General features: G+C 37.8%; 21 protein-coding genes. 7 read left to right on the top strand and 14 right to left on the bottom strand.

Features of this window, described 5'->3' with window-relative positions; translation table 11 throughout:
- Positions 1–89: 89 nt before the first annotated feature.
- The 13 genes from HX109_RS00895 to HX109_RS00955 all read right to left on the bottom strand — a co-directional run bounded on the left by HX109_RS00895 (position 90) and on the right by HX109_RS00955 (position 15,563).
- Complete coding sequence (locus tag HX109_RS00895; protein WP_178949347.1) at positions 90–2,378, bottom strand: xanthine dehydrogenase family protein molybdopterin-binding subunit; 2,289 nt, start codon at positions 2,376–2,378, stop codon at positions 90–92.
- 116 nt (positions 2,379–2,494) lie between these two features.
- A complete protein-coding gene (locus HX109_RS00900) occupies positions 2,495–2,962 on the bottom strand; it encodes a (2Fe-2S)-binding protein (RefSeq protein ID WP_178949348.1) in 468 nt (155 codons plus the stop codon).
- 210 nt (positions 2,963–3,172) lie between these two features.
- Positions 3,173–4,474, bottom strand: a complete 1,302-nt coding sequence (locus HX109_RS00905) for a BatD family protein (RefSeq protein WP_178949349.1) — start codon at positions 4,472–4,474, stop codon at positions 3,173–3,175.
- Positions 4,464–6,185 carry a vWA domain-containing protein gene (locus HX109_RS00910; protein ID WP_178949350.1) on the bottom strand — a complete coding sequence of 574 codons (1,722 nt, stop codon included), beginning with the start codon at positions 6,183–6,185 and terminating at the stop codon, positions 4,464–4,466. The genes HX109_RS00905 and HX109_RS00910 overlap by 11 nt, the downstream gene beginning before the upstream one ends.
- A complete protein-coding gene (locus HX109_RS00915; RefSeq protein WP_255462728.1) occupies positions 6,178–7,080 on the bottom strand; it encodes a VWA domain-containing protein in 903 nt (300 codons plus the stop codon). The genes HX109_RS00910 and HX109_RS00915 overlap by 8 nt, the downstream gene beginning before the upstream one ends.
- A gap of 97 nt (positions 7,081–7,177) precedes the next feature.
- Positions 7,178–7,669 (bottom strand): DUF4381 domain-containing protein, encoded by a 492-nt coding sequence (locus tag HX109_RS00920; protein ID WP_178949352.1) that lies wholly within the window; start codon positions 7,667–7,669, stop codon positions 7,178–7,180.
- The gene (locus HX109_RS00925; RefSeq protein WP_178949353.1) at positions 7,670–8,611 is read right to left on the bottom strand and encodes a DUF58 domain-containing protein; all 942 of its coding nucleotides are present in this window, start codon (positions 8,609–8,611) and stop codon (positions 7,670–7,672) included.
- 209 nt (positions 8,612–8,820) lie between these two features.
- Positions 8,821–9,786 carry an AAA family ATPase gene (locus HX109_RS00930; RefSeq protein ID WP_178949354.1) on the bottom strand — a complete coding sequence of 322 codons (966 nt, stop codon included), beginning with the start codon at positions 9,784–9,786 and terminating at the stop codon, positions 8,821–8,823.
- Positions 9,787–9,853: 67 nt separating this feature from the next.
- A complete protein-coding gene (locus HX109_RS00935) occupies positions 9,854–10,837 on the bottom strand; it encodes a transporter (RefSeq protein WP_178949355.1) in 984 nt (327 codons plus the stop codon).
- Between the two features lie 41 nt (positions 10,838–10,878).
- Complete coding sequence (locus HX109_RS00940) at positions 10,879–11,577, bottom strand: hypothetical protein (protein ID WP_178949356.1); 699 nt, start codon at positions 11,575–11,577, stop codon at positions 10,879–10,881.
- A gap of 4 nt (positions 11,578–11,581) precedes the next feature.
- Positions 11,582–13,015, bottom strand: a complete 1,434-nt coding sequence (locus tag HX109_RS00945; protein ID WP_178949357.1) for an arylsulfatase — start codon at positions 13,013–13,015, stop codon at positions 11,582–11,584.
- Between the two features lie 279 nt (positions 13,016–13,294).
- Positions 13,295–14,800, bottom strand: coding sequence for an arylsulfatase (locus HX109_RS00950; protein ID WP_178949358.1), 1,506 nt, complete (start codon positions 14,798–14,800; stop codon positions 13,295–13,297).
- Positions 14,801–15,209: 409 nt separating this feature from the next.
- Complete coding sequence (locus HX109_RS00955) at positions 15,210–15,563, bottom strand: hypothetical protein (RefSeq protein WP_178949359.1); 354 nt, start codon at positions 15,561–15,563, stop codon at positions 15,210–15,212.
- A 286-nt stretch (positions 15,564–15,849) separates the two neighbouring features.
- On the opposite strand from HX109_RS00955, the gene HX109_RS00960 reads away from it, so the two are divergent.
- The 7 genes from HX109_RS00960 to HX109_RS00990 all read left to right on the top strand — a co-directional run bounded on the left by HX109_RS00960 (position 15,850) and on the right by HX109_RS00990 (position 20,566).
- Entirely contained in the window at positions 15,850–16,491 is a 642-nt protein-coding gene (locus tag HX109_RS00960; RefSeq protein WP_178949360.1) for a hypothetical protein, read from the top strand.
- Between the two features lie 549 nt (positions 16,492–17,040).
- The gene (locus HX109_RS00965; RefSeq protein WP_178949361.1) at positions 17,041–17,439 is read left to right on the top strand and encodes a hypothetical protein; all 399 of its coding nucleotides are present in this window, start codon (positions 17,041–17,043) and stop codon (positions 17,437–17,439) included.
- 42 nt (positions 17,440–17,481) lie between these two features.
- Positions 17,482–18,354: a hypothetical protein gene (locus HX109_RS00970; RefSeq protein WP_178949362.1), complete on the top strand. Its 873-nt coding sequence runs from the start codon at positions 17,482–17,484 to the stop codon at positions 18,352–18,354.
- Positions 18,355–18,456: 102 nt separating this feature from the next.
- The gene (locus HX109_RS00975; protein ID WP_178949363.1) at positions 18,457–18,867 is read left to right on the top strand and encodes a hypothetical protein; all 411 of its coding nucleotides are present in this window, start codon (positions 18,457–18,459) and stop codon (positions 18,865–18,867) included.
- A 128-nt stretch (positions 18,868–18,995) separates the two neighbouring features.
- Positions 18,996–19,538, top strand: coding sequence for an RNA polymerase sigma factor (locus HX109_RS00980; RefSeq protein WP_178949364.1), 543 nt, complete (start codon positions 18,996–18,998; stop codon positions 19,536–19,538).
- A 35-nt stretch (positions 19,539–19,573) separates the two neighbouring features.
- Positions 19,574–20,104, top strand: coding sequence for a hypothetical protein (locus HX109_RS00985; RefSeq protein ID WP_178949365.1), 531 nt, complete (start codon positions 19,574–19,576; stop codon positions 20,102–20,104).
- Between the two features lie 36 nt (positions 20,105–20,140).
- Positions 20,141–20,566 (top strand): hypothetical protein, encoded by a 426-nt coding sequence (locus HX109_RS00990; protein WP_178949366.1) that lies wholly within the window; start codon positions 20,141–20,143, stop codon positions 20,564–20,566.
- Positions 20,567–20,595: 29 nt separating this feature from the next.
- On the opposite strand, the gene HX109_RS00995 is transcribed toward HX109_RS00990, so the two are convergent.
- Positions 20,596–21,678 (bottom strand): Gfo/Idh/MocA family protein, encoded by a 1,083-nt coding sequence (locus tag HX109_RS00995; RefSeq protein WP_178949367.1) that lies wholly within the window; start codon positions 21,676–21,678, stop codon positions 20,596–20,598.
- Between the last annotated feature and the right edge of the window lie 33 nt (positions 21,679–21,711).

Here is a 21,711-nt window from a genome sequence, read left to right on the forward strand (position 1 = left end):
CAATTTAATCCAGCTTTAAGCTCCAAACTCATTAAATAAAATTAATGAGGCCATTTATTTATAGCAATTACCCTGACTTTTACAAACAATTAGGTCTTTAATATTTTACTTTCGTTATACTCATTTAATTCCTTTATAAAAGGCTGCTTGTAAAAGCGTTTTCCCGTAGCTTTATAAAGAGCATTGGCCAAAGCACCCATCACTGGTGGGAAAGGAGGCTCTCCCAATCCTGTTGGATCTGTATCATTTTTAACAAAAGACACCTCAATATTCTTTGGAGCTTCTTTTTGCCGTATTAAACGATATGTATCGAAATTACTTTGTTGCGGATTTCCATTTTTAAAGGAAATTTCCCCATACATGGCAGAACCGATTCCATCTATGGTTCCACCTTCTGCCATATTAGTAGCAGCATCTGGGTTTACAACGATTCCGCAATCGAGGGCACAGTAAACATTGTCTACCCTTGGAGTGCTATTTTCCATAGAAAGGTCCAATACATGCGCAACATAAGAATTATGACAATAATAAGCCGCTACTCCACGGCCGCTATTGGAAGCATTGGTGTCCCAATTAGACATTTTACGCACTAAATTTAAAACTCCGATATACCGTTCTGCGTCGTAATCATTTTTTTCGCCAACCGGATTTTCTTTGGCTTTATTTAATAATTCCAGTCTAAAGTCGATTGGATCCTTTCCAGCTTCTTCGGCTACCTCATCTAAAAAAGCTTGCTCGGCACCGGCAATAAAATTAGACCGTGGCGCACGGAATGCTCCCGTAGTTATATTCGAATCGATCGTCCAACTTTCCGCCAAGTAATTTTCTACTGCCCCCGCTGGAAACCGATTTGAAAACAAAGGGCTTTCTGGAATACCGCCAGCCCTCACATGGAAACCAATAAGGTTATTATTTTCATCTAATGCTGCCTTGTAATGGGCATGATATGCGGGTCGATACGTTCCAAACGTCATATCATCTTCCCTGGTGTATATAAGTTTTACAGGAGATTTTAATTTCTGTGATAAAGCTGCTGCCTCAGTTACAAAATGACCGTAAAGTCTACGACCAAAACCGCCTCCCATGCGGGTCATCTGTATTTCAATATTCTCCTTAGGCATTCCCAAACGTTCGGCTACACTATTTTCCATAAATTCTGGAGTTTGTATTGGGCCAATAAGGGTAGCCTTATCATCGGTAACATCTGCAAAGAAGTTCATAGGCTCCATACAATTATGAGCTAAGAAAGGTGCGTAATAACTTCTTTCTATCGTTCTTGCTGCAGTTTTAAAAGCTTTCTGGGTATCACCATCTTTGCGGGCCACTTCAATTTTTGCACCTTTGGAAGCCATGTTATCCATCATTTTTACATGATCTTCTGTGCTTTCCAATCCTTTAGGGTGGCTAACCGTGGTATCCCTACCAAATATATCCATGTTAAGGACTATTTCGGGAGATTCTTCCCAGTCTACTTTCAATGCTTTTTTAGCATTCATAACTTCCCAAGTACTTTTTCCAACTACCACGACCAGTTTGTCGAAGGCGTCCGTATCGAAAGCACTTCGCTTATAATCATCTTTAAAAGTTTCTAATTCTACCACGTCTACAATTCCCGGCATATCTTTAATGGAATCAGGATCAAAAGAATTTAATCGTTTGCCAAATGCTGGAGGATGTACAATCATAGCTATCAGCATATCATCTTGATATGTGTCTAAACCAAATAAAGGCTGCCCCGTTACTATTTTTTTTCCATCTACATTTTTACGGGACGTACCAATGATCGAAAAATCCTTTTTCTCCTTTAGTGCTACTTCTTTTGGAACTTCCAATTTAGATGCTGTCGCTGCAACATCTCCGTAAGAAATAGACTTATCACTATTTTTATGTGAAATGATTCCTTTGTTTACAGAAAGTTCTTCTAGAGGAACTTCCAATTTTTCTGCGGCCGCCATTAACAACATTTCCCGTGCTGTAGCACCTGCCATTCGCAACGTTTCCCAACTTTGACGGATAGATTGACTACCACCCGCTATTTGCCTTTTAAAAACATCCGTATTTAACGGTGCTTGCTCCACCACCACATTTTTCCAATCTACATCCAATTCTTCCGCAACAATCATAGGCATAGATGTTTTTACATTTTGTCCTATTTCTGGGTTCGGGGAATAAATAGTTACCACTCCATTATCGCCAACTTTTAAATAGCCATTCAGCTCAAACCACTCATCGGGCATTTCCAGAGCTACTTCCTTATTCTCAGCTTCTACGGCTTTTTTGCACGCCAACCAATTAAAACCGATTACCAATCCGCCTCCAGCCATGGAAACGCTCTTTATAAAAGACCTTCTTCCTATTCCTGTTTGTATCTTTTTCATGTGCTGTTATTTATAGTTTTTTCAAATGTCGCATGGAACATCCATACAATCTTACCACTATGTGGCTAAAAATTAATCGTGGATGTTTCATTTTCTTCAAATTTTAATGGCGTTAGTTATGCAGATTGCGTATTGGAAGCAGCCGATTTAATCGCCGCCTTAATTCTTTTATAAGTTCCGCAGCGACAAATATTTCCATTCATTGCGGTTTCGATATCATCATCGGTAGGATTCGGATTTTCTTTTAACAGTGCGGCAGCAGACATAATTTGTCCAGCTTGGCAGTAACCGCATTGGGGCACATCTATTTCCAACCATGCCTGCTGCACTGGGTGATCCCCGCTTTCAGACAAGCCTTCTATAGTTGTGATTTTTTGATCTGTAATTGAAGACACCGGTACTTGGCAAGAGCGTACAGCAGCACCGTTTAGATGGACAGTACATGCTCCGCATTGGGCTATACCGCAACCATATTTGGTACCTACCAATTTTAAATGATCCCTTAGAACCCAAAGTAATGGGGTTTGCGGATCTACATCTACCGTTTCCGTTTTTCCGTTGATAGTGATACTAAATGCTGCCATGACCAAAAATTTTCCCTTAATTTACTAAAATTATAGCATAGCAAATGTTAATTCCGAATAATTTAATCTGGATTCAAATGAAGACAAAATAGAACAATTGTTCTTTGAGCCATAAATTTTGTCGAAAAGAATGTTTCTTAAGGTATAATCCTATTAGAAATATATGGAAAACTATTCCCTTAGTAATTGCTTAAGGTGTTAACTAAACCATTAAGGATTTATCCAATTACTTTTAATAACTATTCTTACCTCATTAAAGTAATTCTTCCGAAGCTGTTTTAATTTGTGCTTGGTAAGCGTTCTCTTAAGCTCAAAAGCATTTATATTTAAATTAGCTCCATACTTCTGCACAAAGTATTGTACACTCGGCTCCTCTATCTGCAACTCATCAATCCAACGATAAAATGCATTTTTAAGACTTACTTCATCTTTATTCATGGCTTTTAAAACCAAATGAAAATAAAATTTTTCAGAATTCAGATATGCCTCGCGTCTAGCCGTTAAATAACGAACCAGCCATCGTATGATACGGAATACTATAATTAAGGCTATCAAACAAAGTAAAACGGCAATTATAAATTGCTTTAAAGAAAGTCCAAGAATAGTCAATGGTTTTTCCTCTTCTGCTTCCTCTGCTGCCACCTCCTTTTGTTGCTGTAACCTTAAGGAGTCCCGCACACTCTCGAGCATTCCCAAATCGGGGTTTGGTTTTACTTTTATGGTTCTTGCTTTTAACGTACGTTTATAAAGCTTTTTAGAATAAGGATTAAACCAAGTGTAAACCTTTTCTGGTAGTTCAACCTCCCCTTCTTTTTCAAATAAATAACGTAACGTTTCGGTACGTTGGGCACTTATAGCTGTTTTGGATTTATTATTATCTACAGTGCTACGCCCTGGGTACATGCTTACATTGGGTAAACTGTCCCATACCGTTGGGGGTATTAATTCAGCAACGGTCCAAGCGGCATTTCTAGTGATGGTACGTTGTAGAACATCGCCTACTTTTACTTCGGAAGTATTTACCGACCAATTTTCGGAAACCGTTAAATTGGTTGCTACCAACCACTCCGATGATTGAAATGTCTTAGGAATAGGTTTAACCGTTATTGCTACCGGTTTACTTTTTACCGTACGTTTAACACCTTTATATCCTCCGGGAGGTGGTGTTTCCACTTCAATATCTAACGCGGGAAATTCAATATCATCGTCGCTAAAAGGAAAAACATGATAGATAAGCTCAACCCCAGAATAGTTTTGTCCATTTTGAACAAAAGATTTACTTACTGGCCTAAAATATACCGTAAATGCACCTTCTACCTTAATATTCCCCAAATCCAAACCTGTTGTAAACCATGTAGAAGTGTAAACCGTAACGCTAACTTGTATGGGTTCACCTACAAATACGCTTTTTTTATCGGCAGTTACAGAGCTCCATACATTTTGAGCACTCCCTTCTGAAATTCCGAAAAGGAGGCACACAAAAACAATAAGCGGTATGAAATCAATACGCACCTTCATTGGTTTTTGGTTTCATGTTATACTTTTTGGCCTGGTATTTAAATTTCTTTTCAAGAAAAATAGAAGGGTCATCATCTACCTTTCTCATGAGTACATTTTGATTGGGTTCTTGAATTTGAGATTTAAGATCATCTGGCACTTCGTCGAGTTCTTTTCCTTTATGTATATTAGACGAGACTTCCTCTTCCAACCGCTCCTTTTCCATATCTTTTTTAGAAGCTTCCTGCCCTCCACCACCAAGATTCTCCATACTATCGTTTTGTCTGTTTTTTGCTTTTTTACCCTGCTCATCTTGGGCTTCTTCGGCTGCTTGTGGGGTCATACCATCGGTCTGACCGAGCAGTTTCTTTATCTGGGTGTTATTTTGTGAAGCCATTTCGAGGGAAGGATCTTTTTCAATAGCTTTATTAAACGCAAAAGAAGCTGCCTCGTAATCTCCATTCTTAAAATAAGCCAATCCTAAATTATATTGCCCCGCTGCTGTAGTATCTTCAGAAAAAGCATTGATGGCATCTTCATAATCTCCAGATTTAAAATAAGCAACGCCCTTTCGCAAAGGATCGGAATATTCTTCTGCGGCATCTTTAAAATCTCCTTTATCACTTAGAAGTTGCCCTTGATAATCGGGAGTATACCACAGATCCTTGAAAGATCGATCGCCAGAACACGAGGTAAGAGAAATAAATAAGAGTCCGTACAGAACCCATCCTCTGCGGAACCAAAACAATATTAAAATAGTCATTGGAATTACAGCCAAAAGTCCAAGATCTCTCCATTCATTTTCTTTTTCTGTATCTTTTGTGGTAAAAGTTAAATTCTTTTTAATTGCTTGAGCAATGGCCTCCACATCACTATCGTCTAAAGTCAGCGGTTGTACTGTAATTCCGTCGATGGCATTTAAACTAGCCATGGTGGTAGCATCCAGATTTGAATGCACTACATCGCCGTTAGGGTCTTTTATCTCACGTCCACGCACATCTTTAATATCTGCCCCGTTTGGAGTATTTACGGGAAGGATCATAACAGTATTTTTTGAGTTTCGCACATACTCTGTTAAAAGGGTACGTTCTTTTTCAGAAAAATCATCTGAGATCAACAAAAGTGTTCCAGGGGCTTCGTTTACTTGAGTCAATGAGTCTCCAAGAATCAAGGCAGCTTCCAAGTCAGATCCTGGAAACGGCATAACATTGGGTTTTATGTTTTCTATATGACTATCTATAATAACGTAATCCTTGGTTAATGGAACTATGGTATGAGCCGTACCCGCATATCCCACCAATGCCATTCGAGCCCTAGGATTGTATTTTATTAAATCTTTAATCTTAAACTTTGCGCGCTCCAAACGATTTGGCTGCACATCCTCTGCCATCATGCTTTGTGAAAGATCCAACAATACAACCATAGGGGTCTCTAGTTTTTGGCCTGGCAGTTTAATTTTTTTCCAAGTAGGTCCAGCCAAGGCCATAATCCCAAATGCCATTGCAAACAAAAGAACCACATGCATCCAAACTTTCGCTTTATTGCTGCCTTTAAAAATTACGTAAGGACGTAAATGGGGAGCAATCACTTTTTTCCATTTTATTTCCTGCCGCATACTCATTAAACTAAGTAGCAGCAAGACAAGAACAGGCAAAAATAACCAAAGGAATTCTGGCCGAAGAAAGTGGAAATCGCTCCATGATATAGGTAACAGATCTTTATACATACACTTCCTTTTTTTGTTTGAATTGTTTTACAAAGTTTACAATAGTTTGTATAATCATAAATAGAAGCAGCACTGCCAAAGCAGCTCCAAGAGGGTAATAATACAATAATGTAACGGGCTTGTTTTGCTCTTCTTCGTACTCTATAGGTTCCAATTTATCAACCTCCTTATAGATGTCTTCTAGCATTTCTTTGTCTTTGGCATTAAAGTAAGTCCCGCCGGTAGCTTCTGCAATTTGTTTTAATGTTTTTTCATCAAGATCGATACCCGCTTTACTAGGATCGCCGATACCAATGGTATAGATTCTAACGGAATCCCTTTTGGCGATATCCGCAGCATCCATGGGTAAAATATCAATTCCAGCGTCCACTCCATCGGTTAAAAGCAACATTACCTTGGTTTTTATAGTATCCCGTTCAAACATTTTTACGCCTTTGGTTATCGCCTTCCCAATGTAGGTTAATTGCCCCGCCATCCCCACATCGGCTTCTTCCAACATTTCATCTACTACATTTAAATCGGGTGTAAAAGGTGCTTGAATGTAAGCGCTTGACGCAAAGAAGATAAGTCCCATTCTATCTCCTTCCCGTTTCTTAATAAACTCGTGCATTACTTCCTTTACCGCTTCCCATCGGGTGGATTTTTTCCCATCAATAACCCAGTCTTTTTGGGCCATACTGAAGGAAATATCAGCGGTTACCAAAAAATTTCGGGAAGTTTTCACCTTCATTTCCGGCTTTCCCACCAATTGCGGGGAAGAAAGTGCTATTATAAGCAGTATCCAGCAGAGTAAGAGACCTATCCAAACCAATACGTTTCGTTTTTTTATAAGAGCAGAATGTTTTGGCTTTTGCTTTGTATAGTCTACTGCATTGTTAAATATCGGATAAAACATAGACGCACTTTTAATGCGCAATGCCGGAAGCAAAAAGTATACTAAGAACGGCAAAGGCAATAAAAAATAAACCCAAGGATATGCTATTTCAAAATTTTCAGGCATGTGTTTTTATCCATTTTTTAGAATTCAACAGAATTTTTTGTCGTATCTCATTTGGCGGTTCCTTATCGTAATATACCATCTCTACAAGATTATTTTTATAGGGTGTGAATAGTGGCTTTTTAACCTTTTCATCTAAAAATGAAATCCATTGCTCGCCATAAAGGGTTCCCGCAGTTTCCCTTCCGAACGCATGAATAGCAACCATTTTTAGGATTACCATAATTTCTGAAGTGGAATGAACTCCTTCCAAATTTTTGAGTGCTTCCCGGCGGTAGGCATTTTTTCTATGATGCTTAATCACAAAATATAAAATGATAAGACTTATAGCGATCAAAATGATAGGCAATATTTTCCAACCGATCGTTTCCATTGTAAAGGGAACTGGATCGGGTCCATAAAGGGGTTGAAGCCGAAGATCCTCAGGTTTAATAGCCAGAGTGTCCTTTACACTAACACTATCTTGTATGTTTTGTTTGTAATTCATTTATTTCTTGGCATTAGCCCTTCCAAAAACTTCCTTTAATTGATCTTCAACTGGAGTTACCGTATTTATGGTAAAAACTGGGATACGGTATTTTTTCATGGTCTCTTGAAAATCGTATAGTTTTTTATCGAATCCTTTTTTAAATTCTTGTTCTATTTTATTGTTAGTTCCATCCACCGTAATCTGTTTCTCGATATTTCCAGCCACAAATTTTGTTTGGGGAATTTGTCGTTCCATGGGATCGTAAACTTTAGCCAATATAATATCATTATGACGCGAGATTCCTGCTATTGCACGAACAATTCCAGCATCGTACCGCACAAAATCGCTTATTATGACCACCAAATAATCGTGGGTAACAATATTGAATACCCTTTGAACTATCTTTTTAAGTGTTTCTTCTTTTGCTTGTGGTTTGGCATCCTTTAATTTATGATTCCTATCCACTATTTTTTCAAGTAAATTGAGTATACTTTTTCTACTTCGCTTTGGGGCAACAACGTCAAAATCTTCATCAGAAAAAATAACTCCTCCAAGCCTGTCCCCTTCTTTAAATACTCTAAACGCGGCAATAGCAGCCAGTTCTGCCGCCACTGTTGCCTTGGTCTTATTTACAGAACCAAAAAACATGGAATAGGATTGATCCACAACAATTAAAACGGGTTTTTCCTTTTCTTCCGTATAAACCCTAGTGTGTGTTTTTTGTGTTCGTGCGGTTACTTTCCAATCTATATTTCGTATATCATCACCTTTTACATAATTACGAACCTCTTCAAAATCCAAACCCCGACCGCGCAATTTGGACGCATGTTTTCCCGCCAGGATACTATTTACCTTTTGTTTTCTGGCCAACAGACTGAAATGCTGCGCCAAATGCTCTTTCTTAAGCAATTCACCAAGGGAAGTAAAAACGTTTTCGGGATATGTTTGTTTCTTAGACATTTAGATGAATTATATTTCGATACATTTTATAGGAACAAATTTGTGTTTTTAAGGGCTTCGACTCCCGAAGCTACGTTCGGGACGAGATACCGAAGTATCGGGACAGCCTGGCAATAGAACTCTAAAATTAGGGAGACTGCCACACTTCGCTACGCTTCGTTCGCAGTGACGGTAACCGTTTAAATATCCTGTCATAAACTAATCATTAGTTAAGCCACCACAGCTACTTGTTTCAATACCTCATCTGTTACTTCGTTGGCAGCTACGCCATCGGCATTGGCTTCGTAGCTTAGAATTAACCTATGTCGCAAACAATCGTGTACCACTGCCCGGATATCATCGGGAGTTACTGCATCGCGGCCTTGCATCCAAGCATGTACCCTACTGGTCCTATCGATGGCGATGGATGCTCGTGGACTTCCACCGTAGTCCAACCACTTAGACAAGTCTTTTCCGTATTTAGATGGATACCGTGTAGCGGAAATGATATCCACTATGTACTTCTCCATTGCTTCGGAAATCTTTATGGAGGCTATCTCTTTTCTGGCATCAAAAATAACCTTCGGCTCTAGCCGCTGTTGTTCTTCTGTTGGCGCCTTTTTCTGCTCCTCTCTGTTTAATCGGATAATCTTAATTTCTGAAGCATCATCTGGATAATCTATGGTAACGTGCATTATAAAACGGTCCATTTGTGCTTCGGGCAAAGGGTACGTCCCTTCCTGCTCGACAGGGTTTTGGGTTGCCATTACCATAAATAGCGGATCCATTTTATAGGTTTTTCCGGCTACGGATACTTGTCGCTCTTCCATTGCTTCCAAGAGTGCAGATTGCACTTTTGCAGGAGCTCTGTTGATCTCATCTGCTAAAATGAGATTACTGAATATAGGCCCCTCCTGAAAAACGAATTTTTCCTTTAATTCTGGCTGATATATCTCTGTTCCCGTTATATCGGAAGGCAATAAATCTGGTGTAAACTGAATTCTGCTAAGACCGCAATTAAGTTCTTTGGCCAAGGTTTTAATTGCCCTGGTCTTTGCCAAACCTGGCAAACCCTCCAGCAGCATATTCCCGTCTGCCAACAACACAAGTATGAGCCTTTCAACCAAACGGTCTTGCCCTATAATGGAAGCCGACATACGGTTGCGTAATTCTTTAATAGATTCTAAAGTTGTCATTATACTAGTTGATAAAGTTATATTTATAATAATTCAACAAACACTTAAATTTAATGAATATTTTCCTCTAAATCACAAATAAAATTTGGAATTCTATTCCATTAAACTGAAAAAACTGTCGATTCCCATAAGAAGAAAGCCATTTTAAATGTCCGTATACACTGTTGCCCAAAAACCAATATCCGGCTCCGGCACTTACAATACTAGAGCGATCTTTAACCGACGTATTCCAATACACTTCACTACCTCGATCTTCTCCAATTTGCCAAACATGACCTCCTTGAAACGTTACCTCAAAACGTTCTGATAGATATTGGCTAATTCCATATTCAACAGAAAATCTATCTCCCACCGTAACATCTGCATCTTTTAATTGACCGTGAAATTCGTAGGTTGGGGATATCAAAAATGCGGTCGACTTTTCATTTAAGTAATAATACATTCCCAATTGAAATAGGTGCGACCAGTATCCCAATCCTGTATTATTGTCACTTCCAGTTTGGTAACTCCCTGTTGGTGCTACAAAAGTATACCCTCCAGTAACATCCATTTTTTCAAAAGAATAGCTTAGGGTTATTGGAGATATTGTAATATCGCTAAACCCTGCTGAACCTCCCCTCACAGACCCTGGTCTCCTTAGAACCTCAGTAGCCGCAATTTGTAAATTCGCTGTGTTGTATGGTATGTCTATAAAGAATAAATAACGTAGTCCTTTTAAAAAGTTGATCTCGGGTGAGACATAGGTTACATCGAAAGTATTATTATAGGCTTGTACATCGATGGAAGAAAAATTTAATTCGCCACCTTGTAATGAACCAGAAGATATAGAATTGCCCTCGGCATCATAAAAAGTATTGGAGAATAAAAGGGCATTATAATTTGTTATTAGAAACCCAGAATTTTCTGGGGTAGAAAGATCTCTTACTCCAATAAGCGCAGGGATATATGCGCCTGTTTGAAATTGCGATACCCGATTGGATTGCCCTGTAACATTAAAAAAACAACACATACACAATCCAAAAATTATATTTTCCTTTAAATCTCTTTGCATGAAACCGTTTTGTATAAAGAATTAAAAAAATTAAATATTCATTAGAAAAGTATTTTCATTCCTGTGTAAAGCATTGGCGTGGTGTTGACCACATCGTACTGTGGTTCAAAAAACAAGTTGAAAACAGTTTTATCAGATTTTAAAATTTTCCCAAAGCCCGCTCCGAAAGGAACTTCATGCTGCCCTGTTTTAAAGTTAAAAAGCATTCTGGGGTGACTTCTAAAATACCATCCATTATTAAAATCATGATACAACCCCGGTTGAAACTCCATACTCAAAAGATCATCACCTCCCTGTAATGTAGCCAAAGTGATAACCTTCCAGGTACCAAATTTACTTACTGAAACAAAATTTACACCCCCAGCCCATTTCTGTTCATGAAAATAGCTTACCACAGCACCTACGCCAAACTGGTGCTGGCCATTTTCAGATTGAAACAATCTAGAAACCAAAAAATTGGCACTATTAAATTGATTTACATTGGTTCGATCCCTATTGTCGTAATCGTAATAATCGATATTTTCACCACCATAATTAAACTCATACTCGGCAGTTACTCTGTAAAACCATTTTCCATAGGTAACATTCCCCAAAATTTGCAACCGGGATTGCTCATCGCTGTAAAAACGATTCCAGATACCTAGGGTCGGACTCGGATCTATTGGATTATTGGCATCTTGAGCTTGAGCCGTAATTATGCCAACAAAAGAAAAAATTAGAAGTGCAATAACTATTCTCATATTTCTAGTTTTTTGGTTTATAAGGTTCTGGAGTCCCCAACTTTATAGGTGGTTCTTTTTGCAGCGTCTCTTGGAATTTCAATACTTCATGGGTAATAGCAGGCAACACCCAGGTAAGGTTTTGAGCTCCTGTATCTTCATTACCACCATGAATTCCATAAAGTTCTTTCGGATCTCGTATTAAATCGTGTACCCTAGGAAAATTGTGTTTTACAGGCTTATCGAACATACTTTGTTGATCATAATAATGAATTTTAAAATTCCTCCATTTGTAAGCAAACATTTCGTCCCCATTATATACTGGAAAACCTTCCCTAGCAGATTCATTGGTTTCACCTTTCAGTAAAGGCATTTGATTTACTCCATCTATAATACGATCGGAAGGAACTTTATAGCCCACAGCTTCAGCAAGACTTGGCATCACATCCGTCATATGCACCATGGCATTTGTTTTTTTACCTTCTGGAATCTTTCCAGGCCAACGAATGAGACATGGTGTTCTTAAGGAACCTTCCAATGCCGTAAAATAAAATCCTCTCCAATAGCCCGCAGTTCCGAACCAATTAGGAGCTTCCTCTGGGCCATTTTCGCTCATCCAAATTACAATGGTGTTTTCTCGCACCTTTAAATCATCTATCGCATCCAAGATACGGCCCGTGTTATGATCTATTTCCATTAAAACATCTGCCCAGGTACCATTACCAGATTTTCCTTCAAATTTTGGGTTTGGTAAAGTTGGCAAATGCGCCAGGGTATAAGGTAAGTATAAGAAGAAAGGCTTATCTTCTTTAACCTGCCTTTTCATAAAATCTATGGATTTGTTTGTAAGCTCTTCGTCTATCGTTCTTCGGGAAGTAACGTTATATTCTTTTACTTCTGCGGGAGCTTTCCCTCTTTTGGACTGAACAATTTGAGGTGGGGATACTACTGCTGGATCGTAACCAGGTTGAGAAGTGTATTGAGACTCGTCTGTAGTGTTCGCAATTCCATACCATTCATCAAACCCTTGATCGGTTGGGTAACGTTCTTTCATGTCTCCCAAATGCCATTTGCCATACATTGCTGTGGCATACCCTTGATCTGAAAAAAGTTCTGCCATGGTTTTTTCCCAGCCTACCAAACCGTAAGGCAAGCCCCAAACCACTTTTGTGGTTCCCGAACGTATTGGGTGACGGCCCGTCATTAAAGCAGACCGGCTTGGTGTACATTGTGGCTCAACATTAAAATTAAGCAATTGCATTCCTTCTTTTGCCAAGGTATCCAATCGTGGCGTTTCTGCACCACGTAAAATTCCGCCTCCATAGGCACCGATTTCACCCCATCCCAAGTTATCCATCACTATTATTACTACGTTTGGCTTTTCTTGAGATTGAAGATTGAACATGAATAGAGAAGCCAACATTATACAAAATGCTGACCATTGATGTTTTACATTCATAATTAAACAATTAGATTGTACTAAAATAAATTCTTTTTAAGGCGTGGGGGGAGATAATTCCTTTTAAAAAGGTAGCTTACTCACTTAGTGAGATTTATATTTTGGGAAGCTTTTCTAAAATGCTACCAAATTTTTTTACTGAAATTTAATTTCTTAAACTTCATCACTTTTGATAAAGCTGGAAAGGTATTGTACTATAAAGTAAAAAATAGGATCCAGAGATTTCTATGCCCTGAATCCTAAATTTTATTTCAGAAAAGTGATTTACAAACCACTGTTTTAATTTCTAATAGGTGACTTCATTTGTTCAACAACCTCATCGATAGACAATGATGAACCTTGAACTGGCGGGTATTTTTTGAATGACTCCAAGAAATTAGATGCTAACTGCTGTGCGGGTACAAACATCCACATATTATCGGCATACCATCTAATGTAAAGAGCCGACTGCCAAGAAACCTCATATGGATCTGCCCTCAAATTAATAACGATAGGCCAACTTGGGGATTTTCTATAAGCTTCTGCAATAGAACCTTCCATAATGGTAAAGTGAAGTTTAAAGTCGTTATATCGAATAGCATTTAAATTTGCTCCCGCATCGAAGTAAAAAATTTCTTTACGCGGAGATTTGTCTACCTGTCCTTTAAAGAATGGCAATGCGTTATAACCATCTAAATGAACATTAAACGTTTTCCCATTAGCTTTGTATCCGTTAAGCATTTTCTTAACCAAGTCTGGCTCTCCCGCCGCTGCTGCCAATGTTGGCATCATATCTTCGTGAGAGAAAATGTCGTTATAAACCGTTCCAGGCTCAATAACCCCAGGCCAACGAATGGCGCATGGTACACGGAAACCACCTTCCCAAGTAGTTCCTTTTTCCCCTGCAAACGGTGTAGAACCACCATCAGGCCAAGTAAACTTCTCAGCACCATTATCTGTAGAATACATAATAATAGTGTTATCTATAATTCCCAATTCTTCTAATTTAGCCAATACACGACCAACACTTTTATCGTGCTCTACCATACCATCAGCATAAAGTCCGATTCCTGTTACACCTTGACTCTCATCTTTTAAATGTGTCCAAACGTGCATTCTAGTGGAGTTTAACCATACAAAGAAAGGTTTCCCATCGGCATGGGCTTTCTCTATAAATTTAATAGCAGCTTCTTCAAACTCTTGGTCTACAGTCTCCATTCTCTTTTTTGTCAAAGGGCCTGTATCTTCAATTTTACCATCCGCATAAGAATGCAATACTCCACGAGGACCAAATTTCTTACGGAATTCTGGATCTTTAGGATAGTAATAGCTTTCTGGCTCTTCTTCAGCATTTAGGTGATAAAGGTTTCCGAAGAATTCATCAAAACCGTGGTTAGTTGGCAGATGCTCATCTCTGTCTCCCAAGTGATTTTTACCAAATTGCCCAGAAGTGTAACCGTGTGGTTTTAAAATTTCTGCAATTGTTGGTTGGTTGTCCTTAATCCCTTGCTTGGATCCTGGCATTCCAATAGTTAACAATCCAGTTCGAAATGGATGCTGCCCCAAAATAAAAGCTGCACGACCGGCAGTACAGGACTGTTGTGCGTACCAATCGGTAAATTTGGCTCCTTCGTTGGCTATTCTATCGATGTTTGGAGTTTCATATCCCATTAAACCATCGTTATTAAACCCCACATTGGACCACCCAATGTCATCCCCCCAAATCACCAAAATATTTGGCTTGTCTTGAGCTGAGATTAAACTTACCAGTAGCATTGCCACTGGCATTAAAAACAATTTTTTCATAATTATAATCAAGTTAAATTAAAGAAATAACTTGCAGGAGGGGGGAATTTTCTATTTAAAGATAAGTATTTTTATTATTTAAAGAAATAAATTAAGTAAAACTTTAGTCTCGTATAAAGCTTAAAACAAGGATATCCGCAAAATTTCAAAAGAAATTTCTACTATTTACTTTCTACAAATTCCAATTTAAACTTTTGACCTACAATTTTTAAACAAAAAAAACTGTTACATAGCAAAGGTGCGATGTAATAATTTTCAACAATCGTTTTTAAAGGTTCGAAAGCGTACATACGTCTTACCAACCAGTCTTAGTAATAAGAAGATGCTTCTGGCGCTACTTCGAAAGAATCAGCCCTTAAATCGATGAGTAAAGGTGCTTTTCGAGGAGTTTGATCGTGAAGCCAAGCCCCTATTCATCATGCTCTTGCGTAGAGAAATGAAATTTCCAGCGGTTATATCTTACCGATCCAAGGGAACCATCGTCAACAAAAGCAAAGAACTTATCCCTTGGCGCTTTATCGGTTTTTCCGGTTAAATAGGGTAAGTAATTATACCCATCTATATGTACCTTAAAATTTTTCCCACTGGCAATATATCCTTTCAACAGCTTATCCTTTATGTTAGAATCTCCAGCAGCTACAACCAAGGTTGGCAAACAGTCTTCCAAAGAAAGGATTTCATTTGACACGGCCCCTGGTTTTATTTTTCCAGGCCAACGGATGACAAAAGTTATAACATAACCCAAATAGAGTATTAAGGTCATACAAACGGTGCTCATAGTTATGCAAAGACGCCTCTTAGTTAAACAAAGGCAACTCCCACTAATACAAAGACTCCTCTGTATCGTGCAAAGACTACTCCCAGGCGTACAAAAGCTTCTCTGGCTCGTGCAAGAGCACCTCCAAGTTATGCAAAAGCATCTCTAGTTTATGCAAAAGCTTCTTGGTATCGTACAAGCAGAGGAAAATAGATTTTTTTAATTAGAATATTTACTACTAAACTGATTTTTTAATATATTGAACCTCTTAACTGTTAAAAACCAATAAATTATGACCAAAGAACAAATTAACCGTATAGAAATGTTTCGTGCGGTACAAACTTTTTTAGACACGCACAGTACCATTGTCTCCCAAGCCCCTGTATTAAGTGAATTAAAAAATACGTTTGATGAACTTTTAATTAGAATTGAAGAAAGTAGCGCCGACCAAAAAGCCGCTCAAGTTTTTTTAACCGAAAATAAAATGGCGCAAAAACGTATTGTTGCAGAAAAAGCAGATATTTTAAATGATGCCTTGGAAGCTTATGCCGCCATAAACGATAAACCGAATCTATACAAAAAATCTTCTCAAACTTTTTCTGATCTCTACCGTTTACGCAATGAAGATTATAGAAATGCCATTCCTGAGATTATAAGCTTGTTGGAAGAAAACCAGAAGGAATTGACAGATTACTTGGTTTCTAAAGCCTTGATAAATGATCTTAAAAATAGCTTTGATAAATTTTTAGTGTTAAATGGGCAGCCCCGCCAATACCGAATTAAAAGTGTGCAAGCAACAAGTTCCATAGATGAGCTACTTAATGAAACCCGAGAATTACTAGACACCAAAATGGATAAATTGATCACCATTTTTAAAAACAAGGATGCAAATTTTTATAAAGGCTACCACGCTGCAAGGCGTATAGTAAATTAATACTTTACCCTCTCATTAAAGACGGCTATGGTTTTAATGCATCATAGCCGTCTTTTTCAAAAAAAAAAAGAATCTAGGGCAATTGCCAAAAAGCGTTGCCCTAAATTCTTTTAATCACTTTAGTTTAAATAATTGTTATCCTATAATTCCAATAAAGCTGAATAATGTTGAGATTAAAACCCAACATAAAACGGCTGTCAAGAAAAAAACGACAGCTTTTAAAGTGTAAATAAGAATTGATGATTCGTTGTGTAAAGATTGCCCCATAATGTTGATAATTTAGAAATTAATAAATAAACTTTATTTGGGGCGTTGATTTATTAAAATTACAAAAGTTTTTTCAATTCACATAGAAAAACAAGCGCAAATATTTGATATATAGCTCTGTATACACATCTTTTCGTATCTCTCCTTCCTTCTCTCTTACTATAATATCGACTGAAACTCTTCTATTTTACTTCTGAACGGGAAAAAAAAATTTCGAATAACTAAACCTTTTTGTTTTTAATTGTTCTTACCAATAGAAATCAAATTAAAAACATTAAAAAAATGAGATTATTACTTTCTATTTTCTGTCTATTTCTAGTAACGAGTTCACTAAGCAGCTTTAAAAATGCCCCACCCGTAGATAAATGGGATCGTCTTGGGTCGCGGGTTGTAAACTACCGCCTAGATCGGGATGTAATTCGGGTAACCGGCCGTGAGGGCTCATTCTCTAAATTAAAAATTCAAGTTACCGGCGGCCCGATGGACATGCACAAAATAGTAGTACAATATAGCAATGGGAAAGTAGATAATATTCCCATTAGAAAGAATTTCGGTCGTCGTGGTGGCTCTAGAGTAATCGATTTGAGAGGTGGAAACCGCAGCATTAGAGACGTAACTTTTTTCTACGATACCGATAACAGGTCCAGAACAAAGGCAAAAGTGCACCTTTTCGCCCGCTAATACATAATACTAACAAAAATTAATCATTTAAAAACAAAAGACATGAAAACAACAATGCTTACAATCAAAAGAAATTATTTACAATTATTAGTACTGTCATTTATTTCCCTAATAGGTTTATCCTCTTGTTCTAACGATTCTGATGAAGAAACTATTTCCGAAGAAGATTTAAATGTTGCCCTAATAACTTCTGAAGACGATGCCTTGGCAACGGAAGAATTCTCCAGTATCACGGAGTTTGTTTTAGATGAAGCAAGCTATATTAATACTGCCAATAAATACACACAAAAATCTGAAAATTTACCGGCCTGTGTTACTGTAACCTATACGGGGGAATCTAACACTTTGCTAATCGATTTTGGTACCGAAGGTTGCGAAGGTAATGATGGATTAACTAGAAAAGGAATCATAAAGGTGGTATTTAGTAAGGAGCTTCGTACTCCTGGTGCCCATGCTAAAATAAGTTTGGAGAACTATATGGTAGAAGGGTTTGCCATTACAGGAAGTAAATCCATAACCAATGTTACTGAAACCGAAGGGATGGAAAGCTTTAATATTGCTGTTAGCGATGCAAGTATTACAGGTCCGAACGGACGCACACGAAATTGGAATTCCGATTATACCCTAACCCGAATCGAAGGAGCCGAAACGGTTCGTCCATACGACAACATTTATGAAACTACGGGAAGTGCATCTGGGATAGACCGTAATGGAAATAGTTTTACAAGAACGATTACCGTTCCATTGATTAAAGACAGAAAAATAGGCTGTTTACGAAATTATGTATCTGGGGAAGTTACTATTGAAAATAGCGCCGCTAGCTCACCATTTATTATTGATTTTGGTGATGGCACCTGCGACAGACGCGCCACGGTAACTTATAATGGAAATACACGAGAAATATTCTTAAGGTAACCTTTATAAATCTTTAATTGGAGTCCGATTAAAATTGACTGATAAAAATCGGACTCCTTAATTATAGCACCCATTCTATTAACTCTTTTATCATTCAATAAAATGAAAACAAAAACATCATTCAGACTTTTTCTAAGCTCAGTTTTTTTACTGATAAGCTTTTTTGGCATCGGCCAAGAAATTGAATCAGATACTATTTCCCAAGAATCCAACAATGTTAATTCTGGAGACAGGCAAGAGATGGTTCAAGAACTTATGGATAAATTAGCCTTGACTTCTGAACAGGAAATAGAAGTAAAAAAAGTTTTTGCTGAAAACCAGCAAGAACTAAAAGCACTTAAAGAAAGCGACGGTGATCGTCGTTCAAAATTTAAGCAGCTCAAGGAAATTTCCCAGCAAACCGATGAAGCGTTGAAAGCAATTTTAGATGACAAACAATACAATATCTATAAAACGCACCGAAAAGAGCAGCGAGAAAAGATGCTTTCAAAAGCTAGAGAATATAAAGACTAAATAGTTAATTTAGATAATTAATATGTCCTTAATTTTCCATAGTGAATAAGGTAATTAAGTTTAAAAGAAGGTTTTTCGTGCATAAAACTCAACCCCATTATCTATATTTATATAACCAAGCCGTTTAAATGCAAGAAGAAGAGCTAATTAAAAAGTTACAGCATAAAAATGGAAAGGAGGAAGCTTTTCGATTTTTGGTCAAGCGGTATAAAAGACCGCTATATGCGCTGGTTAGAAAAATTACGATCGACCATGAGGACGCCAATGAGGTAACCCAATTAACTTTTATCAAAGCGTTTAAATATATCGATGGTTTTAAAGGAAATAGTAAAATTTACACTTGGTTATACACCATTGCTAGACGGGAGGCAATTCAGTTTATGCATGAAAAAGCAAAGCAGCGAAACACAAGCATTGAAGAGTTGAGCCTTACAGCTATGGAGCAGCTAAAAGCCCATAGCACCTATTATTCAGGTGATGAAATTCAACTGAAACTACAAAAAGCTGTGGCTATGCTTCCACAAAAACAAAGGGAAGTTTTCAATATGAAATATTTTGATAACCTGAAGTATTCCGAAATTTCAGAAATCACCGGCACAAGTGAAGGTGGGTTAAAAGCAAATTATCATTTGGCTGTAAATAATTTAAAAGCCAATTTACAGTTAGATTAAGTCCAGTAGAACAATATATTCTAACATGCAGTAGGATGAAGAAAGAGAATAATAAAAAGTTGTCGCATTTTGATAAAGAAAAACTAAATGATGGTTTTTCTGCGGATTCCTTGTATTTCGATGAATTGGAAGCCTCCATTCTAGAAAAACTTGATTTGGAAGAAAGTTTACTGGACACCAAGGTGGATGGTATGCATCCCGATGACGACTATTTCGATACATTAGAAGCCGATATTCTGCAACAGGTACAAAATGAACCGAAAAGAACGCGGGTCCTTTCGCTATTTCGGGAATATTGGCAAGTGGCAGCTGTTATTGCGGTTTGTCTTTCCAGTGTTTTGATTTATATGAATGAAAAAGCAACAAAGAAACAAGATGCATCGATTGCAGGATTATATGAAGAACTTTCTACTCCGTACGTAGAACAGAACATCTATTTTTTTAATGATGCTGAAATGGAGGTTTTGCTTGAAGATGCTATCTTTGAAATAGAAGATGATTTTGAATTGGATCCAGAAGATTTGGAAGAATACCTACTAATTAATGAAGCTTACAATTACCAATAAGATTTTGTAATTTATAAACTAAAAAATTTGCTACAAGTGAAAAAAATCATATTTCTTATACTACTGCTTACCATCGGAATAACTTCCGCACAAAGTTATGGGGGCCGAATAAAACAATTGAAAACAGCCTATATTACCCAACAATTGGAACTAACTACAAAAGAAGCACGGGAATTTTGGCCAGTTTACGATGAGTATTACAAAGCCATTGAAGAATACAGAAAAGATCAACTTTTTGAACTATTTCTAAACGGTTCTCAAGAGAAAAAAGATATATCTGAAGCGCAAGCACGCAATATAATCCAAGATTATACAGAAACGGAAACTGCAGTTTACCAAGCAAAAACCAAACTAATATCCGACCTTAAGAGTATCATTTCTGAAGTTAAAATTGCCAAATTGTTGATTGCTGAAAAGGATTTTAACAAGAAAATGCTCGAACGCTTTAGGCGCAGGGATTAAATTGTACTTTACAGAAACAACTTTTGTTATTAAAAATAAATCCACTCACTACCTTTCGCAGCAGATTCGTATATCTTTTCCACAATAAAAATATCCTTCAACCCTTCTTCGCCGGGTACTAGCATGGGGAGGTCGTTAATTATTGACACCGAATCGTCATCCATCTGCTTTGCCTGCTGGTTCCCTTTGAAAGGCTCTAAAATAATTCCGTCGCTTGTGGCGCCTTGAACCCCTTTGTATTGTTGGAAAGGCTTTAAATAGTAACTACCATTGATGCAGGTGGCTTCCAAATTGTTGTAGCGCTCTCCCAAGCTTGTTTTTCCCTGTGCGGCGGTTCCATCTTCAAACTGAAGATCGAACACCGTGGTTTCATCAACCTCATCGTAAATTTCTGGTCGGTTGGTTTTATGAAAAGCCTTTACCGCTTTCGGCTCCATCCCTTTTGTATATCTTATGGCGTTTAGTGGGTACACTCCCATATCGTACATAGCTCCACCACCTAGTTCTTTGTTTTGTTTCCAATGGTCTGTTCGCGAATCGAAGTAGCCCGCTTCCGCAGCAACATATTCTATTTTTCCATAGGGCAAGGTTTTAGACCATTTCATAAGGGTTTGGGTGTTTGGTTCGTGGTGCATGCGATACCCAATGGCTAATTTTACTTTATTTTTATTGCAGGCATCTATTATATCCTTGCATTTTTTTGCAGTTACCTCCATAGGTTTTTCGCACCACACATGCTTCCCTGCATTGGCACCAATAATGCTATATTTGGCATGCAGGGCTGGTGGCAATACAATGTAAACAACGTCAATCTCCTCATTGTTTGCCATTTCGTGCATGTTTTCATAATTGTAAACATTGCTGTCTTTTATACCATACTTTTTTTGCCAAATCGGAATTTTTTCGGGACTTCCTGTTACAATTCCTTTGAGCTCGCAATATTTGGTAAGCTGCAATGCTGGCGCCAGCACATCGGTACTGTAATATCCCAATCCTACCAATGCCACACCCAATTTTCCTTTTTTCTTCGGAATTAAAAAAGAAGGATAGGGCATGATGCCTGCCGCTACAATTAAACTTGATTTCTTAATAAAACTTCGTCTATTGTCCATAAAGAAAGTTGTTAGTTGGTTGAAAAATTATTT

The sequence above is a fragment of the Galbibacter sp. BG1 genome, from assembly GCF_013391805.1.
In the GTDB taxonomy this organism is placed as follows: Bacteria; Bacteroidota; Bacteroidia; order Flavobacteriales; family Flavobacteriaceae; genus Galbibacter.